14 protein-coding genes are annotated in these 16,010 nt (G+C 63.4%); 9 read left to right on the top strand and 5 right to left on the bottom strand.

Annotated elements, in window-relative coordinates:
• The first annotated feature begins 47 nt into the window (after window positions 1–47).
• Entirely contained in the window at window positions 48–776 is a 729-nt protein-coding gene (locus IDM28_RS24315) for a methyl-accepting chemotaxis protein (protein WP_371411595.1), read from the top strand.
• A gap of 54 nt (window positions 777–830) precedes the next feature.
• On the opposite strand, the gene IDM28_RS23435 is transcribed toward IDM28_RS24315, so the two are convergent.
• Together IDM28_RS23435 and IDM28_RS23440 are read right to left on the bottom strand one after the other, a co-directional pair.
• Entirely contained in the window at window positions 831–2,225 is a 1,395-nt protein-coding gene (locus IDM28_RS23435) for a VOC family protein (RefSeq protein WP_188036962.1), read from the bottom strand.
• A gap of 117 nt (window positions 2,226–2,342) precedes the next feature.
• Complete coding sequence (locus IDM28_RS23440) at window positions 2,343–3,233, bottom strand: LysR substrate-binding domain-containing protein (protein ID WP_181088528.1); 891 nt, start codon at window positions 3,231–3,233, stop codon at window positions 2,343–2,345.
• Between the two features lie 136 nt (window positions 3,234–3,369).
• Between IDM28_RS23440 and IDM28_RS23445 the strand changes: the two genes are divergently transcribed.
• Both IDM28_RS23445 and IDM28_RS23450 read left to right on the top strand, forming a co-directional pair.
• Window positions 3,370–4,860 carry an aldehyde dehydrogenase family protein gene (locus IDM28_RS23445; protein WP_103435578.1) on the top strand — a complete coding sequence of 497 codons (1,491 nt, stop codon included), beginning with the start codon at window positions 3,370–3,372 and terminating at the stop codon, window positions 4,858–4,860.
• A gap of 99 nt (window positions 4,861–4,959) precedes the next feature.
• Window positions 4,960–6,246 carry an NAD(P)/FAD-dependent oxidoreductase gene (locus IDM28_RS23450; RefSeq protein ID WP_101322918.1) on the top strand — a complete coding sequence of 429 codons (1,287 nt, stop codon included), beginning with the start codon at window positions 4,960–4,962 and terminating at the stop codon, window positions 6,244–6,246.
• 106 nt (window positions 6,247–6,352) lie between these two features.
• Here IDM28_RS23450 and IDM28_RS23455 read toward each other — a convergent pair whose 3' ends face one another.
• Window positions 6,353–7,777 (bottom strand): mechanosensitive ion channel family protein, encoded by a 1,425-nt coding sequence (locus tag IDM28_RS23455; protein ID WP_188036963.1) that lies wholly within the window; start codon window positions 7,775–7,777, stop codon window positions 6,353–6,355.
• Between the two features lie 228 nt (window positions 7,778–8,005).
• On the opposite strand from IDM28_RS23455, the gene ycaC reads away from it, so the two are divergent.
• The 4 genes from ycaC to IDM28_RS23475 all read left to right on the top strand — a co-directional run bounded on the left by ycaC (window position 8,006) and on the right by IDM28_RS23475 (window position 12,057).
• Window positions 8,006–8,638, top strand: coding sequence for an isochorismate family cysteine hydrolase YcaC (gene ycaC, locus IDM28_RS23460; protein WP_101322920.1), 633 nt, complete (start codon window positions 8,006–8,008; stop codon window positions 8,636–8,638).
• A gap of 76 nt (window positions 8,639–8,714) precedes the next feature.
• Complete coding sequence (locus tag IDM28_RS23465; protein ID WP_188036964.1) at window positions 8,715–9,281, top strand: antibiotic biosynthesis monooxygenase; 567 nt, start codon at window positions 8,715–8,717, stop codon at window positions 9,279–9,281.
• Between the two features lie 55 nt (window positions 9,282–9,336).
• Window positions 9,337–10,155 (top strand): alpha/beta fold hydrolase, encoded by an 819-nt coding sequence (locus IDM28_RS23470; RefSeq protein ID WP_150572509.1) that lies wholly within the window; start codon window positions 9,337–9,339, stop codon window positions 10,153–10,155.
• 60 nt (window positions 10,156–10,215) lie between these two features.
• On the top strand, window positions 10,216–12,057 hold the full coding sequence (locus IDM28_RS23475; RefSeq protein ID WP_188036965.1) for an amidohydrolase: 1,842 nt from the start codon (window positions 10,216–10,218) through the stop codon (window positions 12,055–12,057).
• A 203-nt stretch (window positions 12,058–12,260) separates the two neighbouring features.
• Here IDM28_RS23475 and IDM28_RS23480 read toward each other — a convergent pair whose 3' ends face one another.
• The gene (locus IDM28_RS23480; protein WP_103435587.1) at window positions 12,261–13,172 is read right to left on the bottom strand and encodes a LysR substrate-binding domain-containing protein; all 912 of its coding nucleotides are present in this window, start codon (window positions 13,170–13,172) and stop codon (window positions 12,261–12,263) included.
• 298 nt (window positions 13,173–13,470) lie between these two features.
• Here IDM28_RS23480 and IDM28_RS23485 point away from each other — a divergent pair, with 298 nt between their 5' ends.
• Together IDM28_RS23485 and IDM28_RS23490 are read left to right on the top strand one after the other, a co-directional pair.
• Window positions 13,471–13,749: a type II toxin-antitoxin system RelE/ParE family toxin gene (locus IDM28_RS23485; RefSeq protein ID WP_188036966.1), complete on the top strand. Its 279-nt coding sequence runs from the start codon at window positions 13,471–13,473 to the stop codon at window positions 13,747–13,749.
• 13 nt (window positions 13,750–13,762) lie between these two features.
• Window positions 13,763–14,047 carry a HigA family addiction module antitoxin gene (locus IDM28_RS23490; protein WP_103435589.1) on the top strand — a complete coding sequence of 95 codons (285 nt, stop codon included), beginning with the start codon at window positions 13,763–13,765 and terminating at the stop codon, window positions 14,045–14,047.
• Window positions 14,048–14,054: 7 nt separating this feature from the next.
• Here the strand turns inward: IDM28_RS23490 and IDM28_RS23495 are convergent, their stop codons facing one another.
• Window positions 14,055–15,839 carry a monovalent cation:proton antiporter-2 (CPA2) family protein gene (locus IDM28_RS23495; protein WP_188036967.1) on the bottom strand — a complete coding sequence of 595 codons (1,785 nt, stop codon included), beginning with the start codon at window positions 15,837–15,839 and terminating at the stop codon, window positions 14,055–14,057.
• Between the last annotated feature and the right edge of the window lie 171 nt (window positions 15,840–16,010).

The raw sequence follows: 16,010 nt of genomic DNA on the forward strand, positions 1-16,010 counted from the left end.
CCGGTGCCTGCGAAGGCATGGAGCAGCAGTCTGGCGAAATCACTAGCATGGCTGGCGCCGTCGAAGAGTTCAGCGCCACCTCGATGAACATTGCCGACAATATGGCCGGCACCGAACGCATGGCCCGCGACAATGCCGAGCACACCCGGGTTGGCCGCAGCGCGATGAACGAAGCGTCAGCCTCGCTACGCCAGATCGCCGATGCCCTCGGCGGCACTGCTGAGGTCATGGACACCCTTGGCGCCCGCTCGCAGGAAATCGGCGGCATCGTCGGGGTGATCACCGCCATCGCCGAGCAAACCAATCTGCTCGCGCTCAACGCGGCAATCGAGGCCGCTCGCGCCGGTGAGCAGGGCCGTGGCTTTGCCGTGGTGGCCGATGAGGTGCGCGGCCTGGCGGCGCGGACCCGTTCGGCAACTGACGAGATTTCCGGAATGATCGGCAGTATCCAGCAGCAGACCGGGCACGCCATCAGCACCCTGCAGCAGGGCAACCGGCTGATGCAGGAAGGCCTTGAACGCAACGTCAAAGTGGCTGATGCGCTGGCTCAGATTGACCAGCAGAGCCGCGACGCCGGTGAGCAGTTTGCCGCGATCAGCGCTGCCACTCAGGAGCAGAGCAGCACCGCGACCTTGCTCAGCCGCAACCTGCAGAGCATCGCCCAGGCCAACAGCGAGCAGCACGATGTGGCCAATGAACTGGCCACCACCGCACGTGAGCTGGAAGGCCTGGCGGCGCAGTTGCGCCAGGAAGTGGATCGCTTCCGCGTCCGCTGACAGCGGCAGCCGCCGCGCAGATCGGCCTGCGTAGCGGCTGCAATCAGGCGAGGGTTACAGCGCGCTCAGGTTCAGTGCCTGCGCACAGGCCTGCAGCGAGCGCTGTTCGCTCTGCGCGTATAGCGCCAGCTCGTCCTGCACCGCCAACCCCAGCGCCGCCTCGAACGCTTCGCGGTTGGCATTGCTGCCGTAGTTGGCCTGGGCATCGTCGCCCAGGTTGGACTGGAAGATCCCCGCCGCACTGACCGGCAGGAAGTCTTCGTAAACCAGCGCCTCGAAATGCACATGCCCGGCGTCGATCAGGCCCTGCAAGGTGCTCGGCCGGCCAGCTTCGTTGCGCGCTGCCAGGCCCTTGTCGGTGGCGAAATAACGGAAGTAGGCCAGGCCCTGCTCGCGCATCTGCGCCAGGTCATCGGGGAACTTGGCGAACTGCGCCTGGAGCAACTGCTGGTAGCGCTCGGCATTGGCCTCGGCCGGAACCCCGCCGAGTGCTGCGCGGGTCGCATCAAGCAGGGTGTCGTACAGCGCCCGGCCCTTGGGCGTCAGCGCTGCTCCACGCTGTTCGATTTCGCCGAAGCGCGCAGTATGGCTGCCTTCGCTGCCGGCCTGATCGGTGAAGGCGACCTTCTCTTGCAGGGCCTTGAAGCTGGTCTGACGCAGCAGGATCGGGTGGCGCCGGGTTGGCGGGCCTTCGACCACTGCCTTGGGTGGAATGCCCTTGGCCGGCATGCCCAGCTGAATCGCATCGATGTCCAGCGTGCGCGGGGTCAGGTGATTGATGTGCGGGCCTTTGAACGCCACCACATCGGCAATCAGCCGGTGCTGGTCATGCAGCTGCTTATACTGCTCGGCAGTCACTGTCGCCTGCTGGTGCCAGCGGAAGGTGTGCAGCGCCTCCTGCACAAAGGCCTCGGCGTCGGCGGCGTTGAGGCCGTTGTTGCGCTCACATTGGGCGATCAGTTCCAGCACCCGCGGGGTGAAGATCTGCCGCTTGGCCAGAATGCTCGCAGCCAGCTCGCGCAGTTGCGGGTTGTCGATCAGCTCCAGGCGCAACAGCGAGGTGAACACGCGGAAAGGGCTGACGTGCAGCGACTGTTCATGCACCGCACGAAACGCCGTCGAGTGCACCGGCACGCCCGCCGAGCTCAGGTCGTAGTAACCCACCGGCTGCATGCCCATCACCGCGAACAGGCGGGCGATGGTGGCCAGCTCGGCGGCGGTGCCAACGCGGATGGCGCCATGGCGTTCGTGGTCGAGACGCTCGATTTCGCCGGTCCAGCGCAGCGCTTCAGCGACCTGCGGTTGTTGCTGCATGACCTGCTGGTTGATTTCGCTGACCAGCTCCAGCAGCGTGCCGTACAGCGGCACTTCCTGTTTGTACATGAGCGACATGGCGGCAGAGAACTGCGCACGGATGCTGTCTGGGCTGACGAAATCATGGGCGGGCATCGCAAGCTTCCTGGTGGTTGATGGGACCGTTACATGAAAACTGGGAATGGACTGCCGCCACAAGCGAAAAAAAGTAGAGGTGTCATTCCCTTTATGATTGATGTCGCCCCGACACTATCAGCCCCCAAGCTGAGTTTTGATCCATTCCACCAACGCCCGCACCTTCGGCACTTCGGCCGCATGCTCGGCATACGCCAGATAATGCGCGCCATTACTGCGCATAGCATGCTGCCAGGCAATCACCAAACTGCCCTCGGCCAGTTCCTTCTCCGCCAGATACCGCGGCACCAGTGCCACGCCGCAGCCCGCCTGAGCCGCACTCAAGGCCATGTAAAAGGTGTCGAAGCGTGGCCCGTGGTAGCTGTTGTCGGTGTGCAGGCCCTGCTCCAGGAACCACTCATGCCAGGCCTCCGGCCGTGAAGTGCTCTGCATCAACACCAGTTCGGCCAGCGCGCTGGCATCGCTCAATTCGCGCCCTTGCAGCAGCTCAGGCGCGCACACCGGCACCACTTCCTCGTCGAACAGCTGCACGCAGGTTGCCCCCGGCCAGGTGCCCTGGCCAAAGAAGAACACCACGTCGGCCGAGCCCTGCAACAGCGAGAACGGCTCCATCTCGTTGCGGATATCAAGGTGGATATTCGGGTAGCGCTTGCCAAAACCCTTGAGGTGCGGGATCAACCAGCGCACGCCAAAACTCGGTTGAGTAGCTACCTTCAATATCTCGGTCTGCTCGCCGTACGTCAGGATGTAGCGGCTGGACATGTCGACCTGGGTGAGGATCTTGTTCACCTCGGCCAGGTACAGGCTGCCCGCAGGCGTCAGCTGCAAGCGCCGGCGAATGCGCAGGAACAGGTGATGGTGGAGCATTTCTTCAAGCTGCGCGACCTGTTTGCTGACCGCACTTTGGGTCAGGTGCAGCTCTTCGGCAGCGCGGGTGAAGCTCAAGTGACGGGCTGCGGCTTCAAAGCACTGCAGGGCCGTCATCGACGGTACCAGACGTTTCGACATGGCAGTCTCTATGCAAGGGGATCATGACCTGACGGAATGATATGCGGAATAAAGGTCGTTTGTTGCACTGCTGTGATCGGATTAATACTGATCCACATCATATTTACCACCCTTCAGCCGATTTAGGAGAAGCACGATGGTTGCTGCATTGCTCGAGCGCCTTGGCGTCGCCGCCCAGGCCTACACCCAGGGCGACTACCCTGTTCATACCCCGATCGACGGTAGCCAGATCGCCACGGTGAAACTGCTCGGCAAGGCCGAGACCACCGCCTGCATCGACCAGGCCCACGCCGCCTTCGAAGCCTGGCGCACTGTACCGGCCCCGCGTCGCGGCGAGCTGGTGCGGCTGTTTGGCGAAGTCCTGCGACAGCACAAGGCCGAACTTGGTGAGCTGGTCTCGATCGAAGCCGGCAAGATCACCCAGGAAGGCCTGGGCGAAGTGCAGGAAATGATCGACATCTGCGACTTCGCCGTCGGCCTGTCGCGTCAGCTGTACGGCCTGACCATCGCCTCCGAGCGCCCCGGCCACCACATGCGTGAGTCGTGGCATCCGCTGGGCGTGGTTGGCGTGATCAGCGCCTTCAACTTCCCGGTGGCGGTGTGGGCGTGGAACACCGCGCTGGCGCTGGTAGCCGGTAACGCCGTGGTCTGGAAACCGTCCGAGAAGACCCCGCTGACCGCACTGGCCTGCCAGGCGCTGTTCGAAAAAGCCCTGCTGGCCTTCGGTGATGCACCGGCCGGCCTGGCCCAGCTGGTGATCGGCGGCCGTGAAGCCGGCGAAGCGCTGGTCGACGACCCACGTGTACCGCTGGTCAGCGCCACCGGCAGCACCCGCATGGGCCGTGAAGTCGGCCCACGGGTTGCCGCACGCTTTGGCCGCAGCATCCTCGAACTGGGCGGCAACAACGCCATGATCCTCGCGCCGAGTGCCGATCTTGATCTGGCTGTGCGCGGCATTCTGTTCTCCGCCGTCGGCACCGCTGGCCAGCGCTGCACCACTCTGCGTCGGTTGATCGTGCACCGTTCGATCAAGGACGAAGTGGTTGCCCGCGTCAAAGCCGCCTACGGCAAAGTGCGCATCGGCGACCCGCGCGAGAACAACCTGGTCGGCCCGCTGATCGACAAGCAGTCGTTCGACGCCATGCAAGGCGCACTGGCCAAGGCCCGTGACGAAGGTGGCCAGGTGTTTGGTGGTGAGCGTCAGCTGGCCAGCCAGTATCCGAACGGCTACTACGTGACCCCGGCAATCGCCGAGATGCCTGCGCAGAGCGAAGTGGTCCGCCACGAGACCTTCGCACCGATCCTGTACGTGCTGGCTTATGACGACTTCGAGGAGGCCTTGCGCCTGAACAACGAAGTGCCACAAGGCCTGTCGTCGTGCATCTTCACCACCGACCTGCGTGAAGCCGAGCGCTTCCAGAGCGCAGCCGGCAGCGACTGCGGCATCGCCAACGTCAACATCGGCACCAGCGGTGCAGAGATCGGTGGCGCGTTCGGCGGCGAGAAAGAAACCGGCGGCGGTCGCGAGTCGGGTTCGGATGCCTGGAAAGGCTACATGCGGCGCCAGACCAACACCGTCAACTACTCACGCGAATTGCCGCTGGCGCAGGGCATCGTGTTCGACTGATGATCGCAGGCGGGGGCCTCGGCCCCCTTTCGCGGCCGTGTGCCGCGAGCGGCCGCCTGGCGGCCACACCGTAACAAGAAAAATAAGCTGAGGCCGGTCATGCCAGAATTGCGTCAACAATGTCTCTGGGAACACGTCACTCCGGCGAGCGTCGCCGTGCAGGCCCTGGCGGGCGAGCACAGGGCCGACGTCTGCGTCATCGGTGGCGGTATCACCGGCCTGTCGGCAGCGATCCATCTGCTCGAACAGGGCAAGTCAGTGATCGTTGTCGAAGCCTGGAAAATCGGCCACGGCGGCTCCGGGCGCAACGTTGGCCTGGTCAACGCCGGCACCTGGATTCGCCCCGACGATGTCGAGGCGACCCTCGGTCAACAACAGGGCAGCCGCTTGAACAAGGCCTTGGGCGAGGCCCCCGCCGAGGTGTTCGCCATGATCGAGCGCCTGGGCATCGACTGCCAGGCCCAGCACAAAGGCACTCTGCACATGGCGCACAACGCCACTGGCCTGGCTGACCTGGAGGCGCGCCATCAGCAATGGAGCCGGCGCGGCGCCAACGTCGAACTGCTGACCGGCGCGCAGTGCCAGGAATACTGCGGTACCGACAAGATTTCCGCCGCGCTGCTCGACCACCGCGCCGGCACCATCAACCCGATGGCTTACACCCAAGGCCTGGCTGCTGCAGTAGAGCGGCTGGGCGGCAAGCTGTTCCAGCAATCCTCGGTCGAAGGCCTGCAGCGCGATGGCGCTGGCTGGCAGGTCAACACCGGCAAAGGCGTGGTCCGTGCCGACAAGGTGGTGATCTCCACCGGCGCCTACACCGAGGGCGACTGGAGCAACCTGCAAAAGCATTTCTTCCGTGGCTATTACTACCAGGTTGCCTCGGCACCGCTGCACGGCGCAGCCGCCGACAAGGTGCTGCCCCATGGCCAAGGCTCGTGGGACACCCGTACCGTACTCAGCAGCATCCGCCGCGATGACCAAGGCCGCCTGCTGCTCGGCAGCCTCGGTCGGGTCGACAACAAGCCGGCATGGTTCGTACGGCGCTGGGCCGACCGCATTCAGAGCCACTACTACCCGGAGCTGGGCAAGGTCGACTGGGAAATGCACTGGACCGGCTGCATCGACTTCACCCCCGATCACCTGATGCGCCTGTTCGAACCTGCACCGGGGTTGGTCGCGGTGACCGGCTACAACGGTCGCGGCAATACCACCGGCACCGTGATTGGCCGAGCCTTTGCCGAGTTTCTGCTCAAGGATGACCCCGAGCGCCTGCCGGTGCCGTTCTCGCCGATGAAAGCCGTCAGCGCGCCGTCGTTGCGTACTGCGTTCTATGAGTCAGGCTTCTCGCTGTACCACGCCGGCCAGTGCTTGCGCGTGGTCCTGTAGGAGCGGCCTTGTGTCGCGAAAGGCCAGCGTAGCTGGCCCGGCGATACCCGCGGCGAAGCTGAAATCTGGGGCCGCTACGCGGCCCTTTCGCGACACAAGGCCGCTCCTACCGCAGCCAGCTGAGAAAGCCGCCTTTCTTGACCAGCACCGGTTTCTGCATCAACAGTGAATCGCGGCTCTGCCGGCGGAACCGTTGCAGCTTGGTCAAGGCCATCTGCACGTCGCCGCGCTGGTCCAGGCAACTGCGCAGCTGTTCCTTGTCGATCCGATACAGCACGCAGCCGCTCAGGGTACGGAACTCCACCGCCGACTCTTCTTCATCGACCAAACCTTCAATGGCCAGCAGCTCGCCCGGTCCCATGCGCCCGGCCTCGACCAGCTGCTCGCCATCGCGCACCGACGCCGAGACCACGCCGCTGGCGATCACCAACACATGCTGCGAGCGCTCGCCGATGCCAAGGATCACCTGATCGACCAGGTACTCCACCGTCGTCATGTGCTGGCTCAGCTCATCGCGCTCTTCGCCGCTCAGCGAGCGGAACAGGCGCACCTCATCCAGCAGCTCGCGCTGACGGCTGCGTGGCGCCGAGGCCAGGTCGGCATTCCAGATCACGCCGCTGGCTTCCAGGTGCCGATGGGCCAGGTCGAACAACTGATTGCGCACCTCGCCCTTGCGCGCCATGTCGGTGATGAAACCACTGGCTTCATATTCCACCGACTCCAGGCTTGAGGCTTTTACCGAGACCTTCGGTGCAGGCGTGGCGAGTAGCGCAGAGGTGCCTTGCAGGGCCTTTTCCAGCGCATCGAACACCCGCTTCGGGCGCACTTTGGCCGGCACCACCACGGTGATGCTCAGCCCATGCCGGTCCGCCGGGCGGCTGTGATTGAGCAGCTTGGCCTTGGCTGCCACCGAGTTGGGTACCACCGCCAGGCTGCCGCTGGCAGTGATCATCCGCGTCGCCCGCCAGTCGATATCGACCACCTTGCCTTCGGTGCCATCGATCGAAATCGAATCGCCGATCTGATACGGCCGCGTGGTATTCAGAACGATCCCCGAGAACACATCGCTCAAGGTGCTCTGCAACGCCAGGCCGATCACGATCGCCATTACCCCTGACGTCGCCAACAGCCCCTTGACCGGCAACTGCAGCACATAGGCCGCTGCGGCCACCACCGCCACCAGAAAAATCAATGCCCCAAGCACGTCCTGCAACAAACGCCCGCCATGGCTGCCGCGCGCCACCAGCAGCACGCCGAACACCACCGTCACCGTCCGCGCCGCAAACAGCCACCAGCCAATCGCCAGCACCGTCGCCAACAGATTGCGCGCCACATCATCGACCCACGGCGGCGGCTGCAACGGGCTCATCCCCGCCGCCACCAACACCGCGCTGAACAACAGGAAGATCGCCAGACGCGCAGCGATCCGCCACGGCTGGCGCTGCAGCGTGATCAATTGCCAGAGCAGCACATCGAGCAGGATCAAACAGGTGCCGAGCAACAGCGGGTAGGACTGGATGAACGCCAGCATCACGGTCTCGGTGCGGGGGAGGGCTGATGGGTAGTAAAGAGTAGGTGAGGGGGACAAGCAACTGGGCCGTAGTCGCAACAACAGGCCGTAAGCACCATCGTTCATAAAATAGAACGCTAAAGACAAATTTAGCTATCTAGTCGCACAAAGGTCTTGGTTTTAATCTTTACTCATCAACGCGAAACACCCAACTCACTCGAAACCAAGACCCTTGCGGAGCACCAAGCCATGAACAACTTCAAATACAACCGCCTGAACAAAGACGACGCCGTAGTCCTGCTGGTCGACCATCAAGCTGGCCTGCTGTCGCTGGTGCGTGACATCGAGCCGGACAAGTTCAAGAACAACGTGCTGGCCCTGGCTGACCTGGCCAAGTTCTTCAACCTGCCAACCATCCTCACCACCAGCTTCGAGCAAGGCCCCAACGGCCCGCTGATCCCCGAGCTGAAAGCGCTGTTCCCGGATGCGCCGTACATCGCTCGCCCTGGCCAGATCAACGCCTGGGACAACGAAGACTTCGTCAAGGCGGTCAAGGCGACTGGCAAGAAGCAACTGATCATCGCTGGTGTGGTGACCGAGGTTTGTGTGGCGTTCCCGGCACTGTCAGCGCTGGAAGAAGAGTTCGATGTGTTCGTGGTTACCGATGCGTCCGGCACCTTCAACGAGATCACTCGTGACGCCGCCTGGAACCGCATGAGCAGCGCTGGTGCACAACTGATGAACTGGTTCGGCGTGGCCTGTGAACTGCACCGCGACTGGAGGAACGACATCGAAGGTCTCGGCGCGCTGTGCTCCAACCACATCCCGGACTACCGCAACCTGATGACCACCTACAGCGCCCTGACCGCCGCCGGCAAATAAGCCGCGCCCTCAACCCAGCGCCGGCCCACAGCAACAGCGTGGGCCATGGCCAGCCGCCTTTGCCCAGGGAACACCCATGAACAGTGCAACCGTCGATAACCGCAACGTGGTGACCCTGGTCATCCAGCACAAGGCGCGGGCCGCCGCGCTGGCGCAGTACGAGGCATGGCTCAAGCGCGCGGTAACCACCGCCCGCCAGCAGCCGGGCCACCTCGACGTCAATGTGATCCGCCCCGATGGCGGTGGTTGCCACTTCACCACCGTGGTGCGCTTTGCCGATGCTGAACTGCTGCAGGCATGGGTCAATTCGGCTGAACGCCAGGCACTGGTCAGCGAGGTGCTGCCGCTGCTTGAAGACGGCGACCACACCCGTGTGCATGACGATCCGGAGTTCTGGTTCACCCCGGCCAGCAGCAACACCCCAGCGCCGCCGCGCTGGAAGCAGGCCGTGCTGACCTACTTGGTGATCTGCCCGTTGACCATGTTGGTACCGATCGTGCTGGCACCGCTGTTCACTCGCGTGCCGCAACTGGCCGGGCCGGTCATTGGCAACCTGATCGGCAACCTGCTGGTGATCCTGCCGGTGGTGTTTTTCATCATGCCGTGGGTAACCCGCCGCTGCGCCAACTGGCTACGTGGTTGAAACATTTCTGACGCTACGCTGTGCAAGCCCCTACCTAAATTCTGGAGATACCGATATGAGCACGTTCGTAACCCGCGATGGCACTTCGATCTACTTCAAGGACTGGGGCAGCGGCAAGCCCGTGCTGTTCAGCCATGGCTGGCCGCTGGATGCGGACATGTGGGACACCCAGATGGAGTTTCTCGCCAGCCGCGGTTACCGCGCCATCGCCTTTGACCGGCGTGGCTTCGGTCGCTCCGACCAACCGTGGACCGGCTATGACTACGACACCTTCGCCGACGACATCGCCCAGCTGATCGAGCACCTCGACCTGCGCGACGTGACCTTGGTCGGCTTCTCCATGGGTGGCGGTGACGTTAGCCGCTACATCGGTCGGCATGGCAGCGAGCGGGTGGCCAAGCTGGTGTTGCTCGGCGCAGTAACGCCGGTGTTCGGCAAGTCCGAGAGCAACCCGGATGGCGTCGATGCTTCGGTGTTCGAAGGTATCCAGGCGGGCCTCAGAGCCGACCGTGCACAGTTCCTGGCCGACTTCGCCACACCGTTCTACGGCATCAACAAAGGCCAGGCGGTCTCCACCGGAGTGCAGGCGCAGACCCTCAATATCGCCCTGCTGGCGTCATTGAAAGCGACTCTGGATTGCGTCAGCGCCTTCTCTGCCACCGACTTCCGTCCAGACATGGCCAAAGTCGATGTGCCGACCCTGGTCATTCATGGCGACGCCGACCAGATCGTACCGATGGAAACCACCGGCAAGCGCGCAGCAGAAATGATCAAGGGCGCTGAGTTCAAGGTATACAGCGGCGCGCCGCACGGCTTTGCGGTCACCCATGCGCAGCAGTTGAACGAAGACCTGCTGGCGTTCCTGGCCAAGTAAGCCACCGAGGCGGCGCGGTTCACTCCGCGCTGCTCCCGCCCCCTATCCGAGGATTTGCCCATGACCGCCGACCTGATCCTGTTCAACGGCAAGCTGCACACCGTCGACCGTGAAAACCCAACCGCCACCGCCGTGGCCATCAAGGACGGGCGTTTTCTCGCCGTGGGCAGCGACGCCGAGGCCATGGCCTTGCGCGGTGACAGCACGCAAATCATCGACCTCAAGCAGCGCACGGTGATCCCCGGCCTCAACGACTCGCACCTGCACCTGATCCGCGGCGGTCTCAATTACAACCTGGAACTGCGCTGGGAAGGCGTGCCTTCGGTAGCCGATGCCCTGCGCATGCTCAAGGACCAGGCGGCGCGCACGCCAACTCCGCAGTGGGTGCGGGTAGTCGGTGGCTGGAACGAATTCCAGTTCGCCGAAAAACGCATGCCGACCCTTGAAGAGATCAACCAGGCCGCGCCCGATACCCCGGTGTTCCTGCTGCACCTGTACGACCGCGCGCTGCTCAACCGCGCCGCGCTCAAAGCCGTCGGCTACGACAAGGACACGCCCAACCCAGCCGGTGGCGAGATCCAGCGCGACAAGTTCGGCAACCCGACCGGCATGCTCATCGCCCGCCCCAACGCGATGATTCTCTACGCGACCCTGGCCAAAGGGCCGAAGCTGCCCTTGGAGTATCAGGTCAACTCGACCCGCCAGTTCATGCGTGAACTCAATCGCCTCGGCCTGACCAGCGCGATCGATGCCGGTGGTGGCTACCAGAACTTCCCCGACGATTACTCGGTAATCCAGGAGCTGGCCGACAACAACCAGCTGACCGTGCGCATCGCCTACAACCTGTTCACGCAAAAACCCAAGGAAGAGCTCGACGACTTCCGCAAGTGGACCTCCAGCGTCAAGCTGCACAGCGGCACCGACTTCCTCCGGCATAACGGCGCCGGCGAGATGCTGGTGTTCTCCGCCGCCGACTTCGAGGACTTCCTCGAGCCGCGCCCTGACTTGCCGCAGACCATGGAAGATGAGCTGGAGCCGGTGGTTCGCCATCTGGTCGAGCAGCGCTGGCCGTTCCGCCTGCACGCCACCTACAACGAGTCGATCACGCGCATGCTCGACGTGTTCGAGAAGGTCAACCGCGACATCCCGTTCAACGGCCTGCCGTGGTTCTTCGACCACGCCGAAACCATCACCCCGCAGAACATCGAGCGCGTGCGTGCCCTGGGCGGCGGTATCGCCATTCAGGACCGCATGGCCTTCCAGGGTGAGTACTTCGTCGACCGTTACGGCGCCAAGGCGGCCGAACAGACCCCGCCGATCAAGCGCATGCTGGAAATGGGCGTGCCGGTCGGTGCTGGTACCGACGCCACTCGGGTTTCCAGCTACAACCCGTGGACCTCGCTGTACTGGATGGTCAGCGGCAAGACCGTCGGCGGCATGGAGCTGTACCCCGAAGGCCTGAGCCGCGATACCGCGCTGCAGTTGTTCACCCAGGGCAGCGCCTGGTTCTCCAGCGAGCAGGGCAAGAAAGGCCAGCTCAAGGTCGGCCAGCTGGCTGACCTGGCAGCGCTGTCGCTGGACTTCTTCAGCGTCAGTGAGGAGGCGATCAAGAGCATCGAGTCGGTGCTGACCATTGTCGATGGCAAGGTCGTGTACGGCGCCGCCGAGTTCGACAAGCTGGGCCCGGCGCAGGTGCCGGTACTGCCTGAATGGTCGCCGGTGGCCAAGGTGCCGGGACACTGGCGGGCGGGCACACCGTCGCTGGCAGCGATGCCACATCAGTGTTCCGGGCCGTGTGGGGTGCATGCTCACAGCCATGACAAGGCGCGCAAATCGAGTGTGCCGGTGAGTGACTTCCAGGGCTTCTGGGGATCGCTGGGCTGTTCGTGTTTCGCGTTCTGATCTGATCCGAGGCGGCCGCCTCGACGCGATCTCTGTAGGAGCGGCCTTGTGTCGCGAAAGGGCCGCGCAGCGGCCCCGACGATCTCTGGTGCTGCACAGATCCTGGGCCCGCTACGCGCGCCTTTCGCGACACAAGGCCGCTCCTACAGGGATCGCGTCAAACCTCAAGATCACGCTTCGGGACAGATGTCGCTTTAACCCATTCAAGCCATGTCGCAGGACACGAACTCTTCCGCCAGGTGATCGATCAGCGAGCGTACCGACGGCAGCAGGCCACGCCGCGACGGGAAGATCGCATGGACGATACCGCAGCGCGGATTCCAGCCCGGCAGCACTTCTACCAGGTGCCCGCTGGCCAGATCCTCACGCACGGCCACCTTCGGCAAGTGCGCTATACCGATCCCCGCCACCACAAAATGGCGCAGCGCAAACAGGTCATCGGTGACCATCCGCGGCGTATGCGGGATGACGATGCTGCGGCTCATGTCCTCGCCCTGAAACAGCTCCCACTGATACTCCCGCTGCGCGCCGCCCCAGTGCAGGCTCGGCAGCTGGCTGAGCTGCTGCGGATCGAAGCCCGCCGGCAGTTGCTCAAGAAACGCCGGCCGACCGACCAGACACTGGGTGCTGTTGCTCAGCACCTTCATCACCATGTCGGTGTTTTCCAGCGGCGGAAAGCGCACCCGCAGCGCCACATCGAAGCCCTCGTGCAGCAAATCGACGCGGCGGTTGGTGCTCTCGATGAACAATTCGACCCGCGGATACTTGAGCATATAGCGCGTCAGCATCGGCCCGACCCAGGAGTTGAGCAGGGTGGTCGGGCAGCTCATGCGCACCAGCCCGCGCGGCTCGCTGCGGTTGCGCTCGATCACCTCGGCAGCGCTCTCGGCCTCGACCCGCATGGCCAGGCAGCGGCGGTAATACTCCTGGCCGATTTCGGTCAGTGAGCAATGCCGGCTGGTGCGGTGCAGTAGGCGCACGCCGAGCCTTTCTTCGAGGTCGGCGATGCGCCGGCTGAGCTTGGATTTGGGCATGTCCAGCGCCCGCCCGGCAGGGGCAAAGCCACCGTGCTCGACTACCTGAGTGAAGAAGTACAGCGAGTTGAGGTCTTCCAAGCGGGTCTCCTGGTCAGTCGCTTGCTGCTGCGCCGGAGTGTTTGCGACTCGAGCGAGACGGAGCGTAACAGGCCAGGGGGGGAGGGAGCGGGGGATTTTTTGTGGTCGCGGGGTGGAGGTGACCTGACGGATGGACAGCTGCTTAGGAAATTTCCCACGTGCTTGGCTGACGCCATCACGGCGTCTTTGAAGCTGGCAAAGAACAAACTGCACTCCTGGAAATTCTCAGGAGTGTCTCCATGCAACGAGCCATGGTCTACATGAAAAGTGTAAGGCATGACCTTACACTTCAGCGTCGATGACCAGGAGTTTCAGGCATAAGGGCCTGAAGGCACTTTATCAGCGGGGAGATACATCCGGTGTCCGAGCTGATCAAGTAGCACGCCTGCGCCGGCTTCTCGCGTCACTCGCAGTCGCACAATCGCCTGCCGATATGGACCGACCCGGTTATCGGCTCCATCCCTTGCGAGGCAACCTGGACGGTTTCTGGGCCGTTAGCATCTCTGGTAACTGGCGGGTGATATTCCACTTTGTCAGCACCGACGTTGGGCTGGTCGACTATCTGGATTATCACTAGGAGCTGAATGCTTATGTCGATGCACAACCCGCCTCACCCCGGCGAATCGCTGCGCGAAGATGTCCTGCCCGCTATTGGTATGAACGTCTCGTCGCTGGCTCGCCACCTTGGCTACTCACGCGGGCAGCTGTCTGCCGTCATCAATGGACGCGCAGCGCTTTCGGCTGACCTGGCTTATCGCCTTGAGCTGGCAGGCCTGGGTGCGGCCCGGCAGTATCTGGCGGAGCAGGCGGCCTACGATCTATGGCAGGCCGCGCAGCGGGAGCATCCGCCTATCTGTCGACTGGTGTTGGCCTGAGTTGGCCTCAGTCGGCGTCTGACTCGAATAGCCGGGCTAGCTCCATTCGTGCTTCCTTGGCGTTCTGCATGACCTTGGCGCGGTCGTCGCGGATGCGGCCCTGGGCTTCGAGCACCTGCTCGTCATGTTCGGCAAAGCGCTGGATGCGGTCAGCGGCCTGATCATCCGACAAACCCAGGCCGACCAAGGCGCGTCGGCTCATTTCCAGGCTGGAATAGAACGTCTCGCGGATCGGCTCGGCGCCGACGTCCATCAGCTTGTGCACATGCTGGCGGTTGCGCGCGCGGGCGAGCACTTTCAGATGTGGATAGAGACGTTTGACCCTCTCTGCCGTGCGTGTGGTGATCTCGGGGTCGTCAGTGGTCACGATCAGGTATTCGGCCTCGCCGACTTTGGCGGCGTGCAGCACTTCGGCGCGCATCGGGTCGCCGTAGAACACCGGCGCCTGCTCGAAGGTGCGGGTCATCTCGATGGCGTCGACCGAGGTGTCGAGGGCAATGAACGGGATCTTCTGCGCACGCAGGATGCGCGAGACGATCTGGCCCATGCGGCCCATGCCGACGATCACCACCCGCGGCGCATCGGTCTGGATGTCCTTGTACTGTTCCGGCACTTCACGCGTGGCAGGCGGGCGCTTGAGCAGGCGGGCGCAGGCCATCAGCAACAGCGGCGTGGCGGCCATCGATAGAGTGATGGTCATCAGCAGCAGGTCGTAGGTGTAGCTGTCGAGCAGGCCTTGGTCCTTGCCCAGCTTGAACACCACAAAAGCGAACTCGCCGCCAGCCGCCAAGACCACGCCGAGGCGCAGGGCATTGGCCGTATTGAGGCCGCCCAGACGCCCGACCAGCATCAGCATCGGCAGCTTTACTGCGATCAGCAGCGCAGTCAGGCCGAGCAACAGCCAAGGCGTGTCGAACAACAGACTGAGATTGGCGCCCATGCCGACACTGATGAAGAACAGGCCCAGCAGCAGCCCTTTGAACGGTTCGATCTGCGACTCCAGTTCGTGCCGGTATTCCGAGTCGGCCAGCAACAGGCCGGCGAGAAATGCGCCCAAGGCCATGGAGATTCCGGCCAGCTCCATCAGCCAGGCAGTGCCGATCACCACCAGCAGTGCGGTGGCCGTGGACACTTCCGGCAAGCCGGTGCGGGCGACGATGCGGAACACCGGGCGCAGCAGATAACGGCCGCCGACGATGACCACGGCAATGCTGGCAAAGATGGTCAGGCCGTGTTGCAGGCTGTCGCCATGGCTGGTGTCCGGGCCGCTGGCGGCGAGCAACGGCACCAGTGCGATCAGCGGGATGGCGGCGATGTCCTGGAATAGCAGAATGGCAAACGCCAGACGCCCGTGCGGGGCATTCAATTGCTTGGTTTCGGCCAGCGTCTGCAAGCCAAAGGCAGTCGACGACAAGGCCAGGCCCAGACCCAGCACCAGCGCTGCGGGCAGTGATTGGGCGAAACCGAACAGAGCGATGGCGCCGAGTATCGCGCCGGTCAGCAGCACCTGTGCCAGGCCCACGCCGAATACCGCTTTGCGCATCAGCCACAACCGCCGCGGTGACAGTTCCAGGCCGATGATGAACAGCAGCAAGACTACGCCCAGCTCGGAAATGTGCGCGACGCTTTCGGTGTCGCGGATCAAGCCTAAAACCTGTGGGCCTATGGCTACGCCGGCAAGCAGGTAACCGATGACGGCGCCGAGTTGCAGGCGCTTGGCCAATGGCACGGCAATCACTGCGGCGAGAAGGAAGATGACCGCGGTTTGTAGCAGGCTGCCTTCGTGTGGCATCGCTCGAACTCCATGAGCTGCGAAGAGGGCAGCGGGATCAGATTAGTCGCGCATTGTGAAGGGCAGGGTGGGTGCAGACAATCCGCCTGTGCAGAGACACATTGTCATTTCAGTGGCGACAATCAACGCACACTGGCTGCAAACAAACACGGGGCAAGCCCTTTTCAAGAC

Source organism: Pseudomonas sp. EZ-C24, from assembly GCF_014525325.1.
Classification (GTDB): domain Bacteria; phylum Pseudomonadota; class Gammaproteobacteria; order Pseudomonadales; family Pseudomonadaceae; genus Aquipseudomonas; species Aquipseudomonas shirazensis.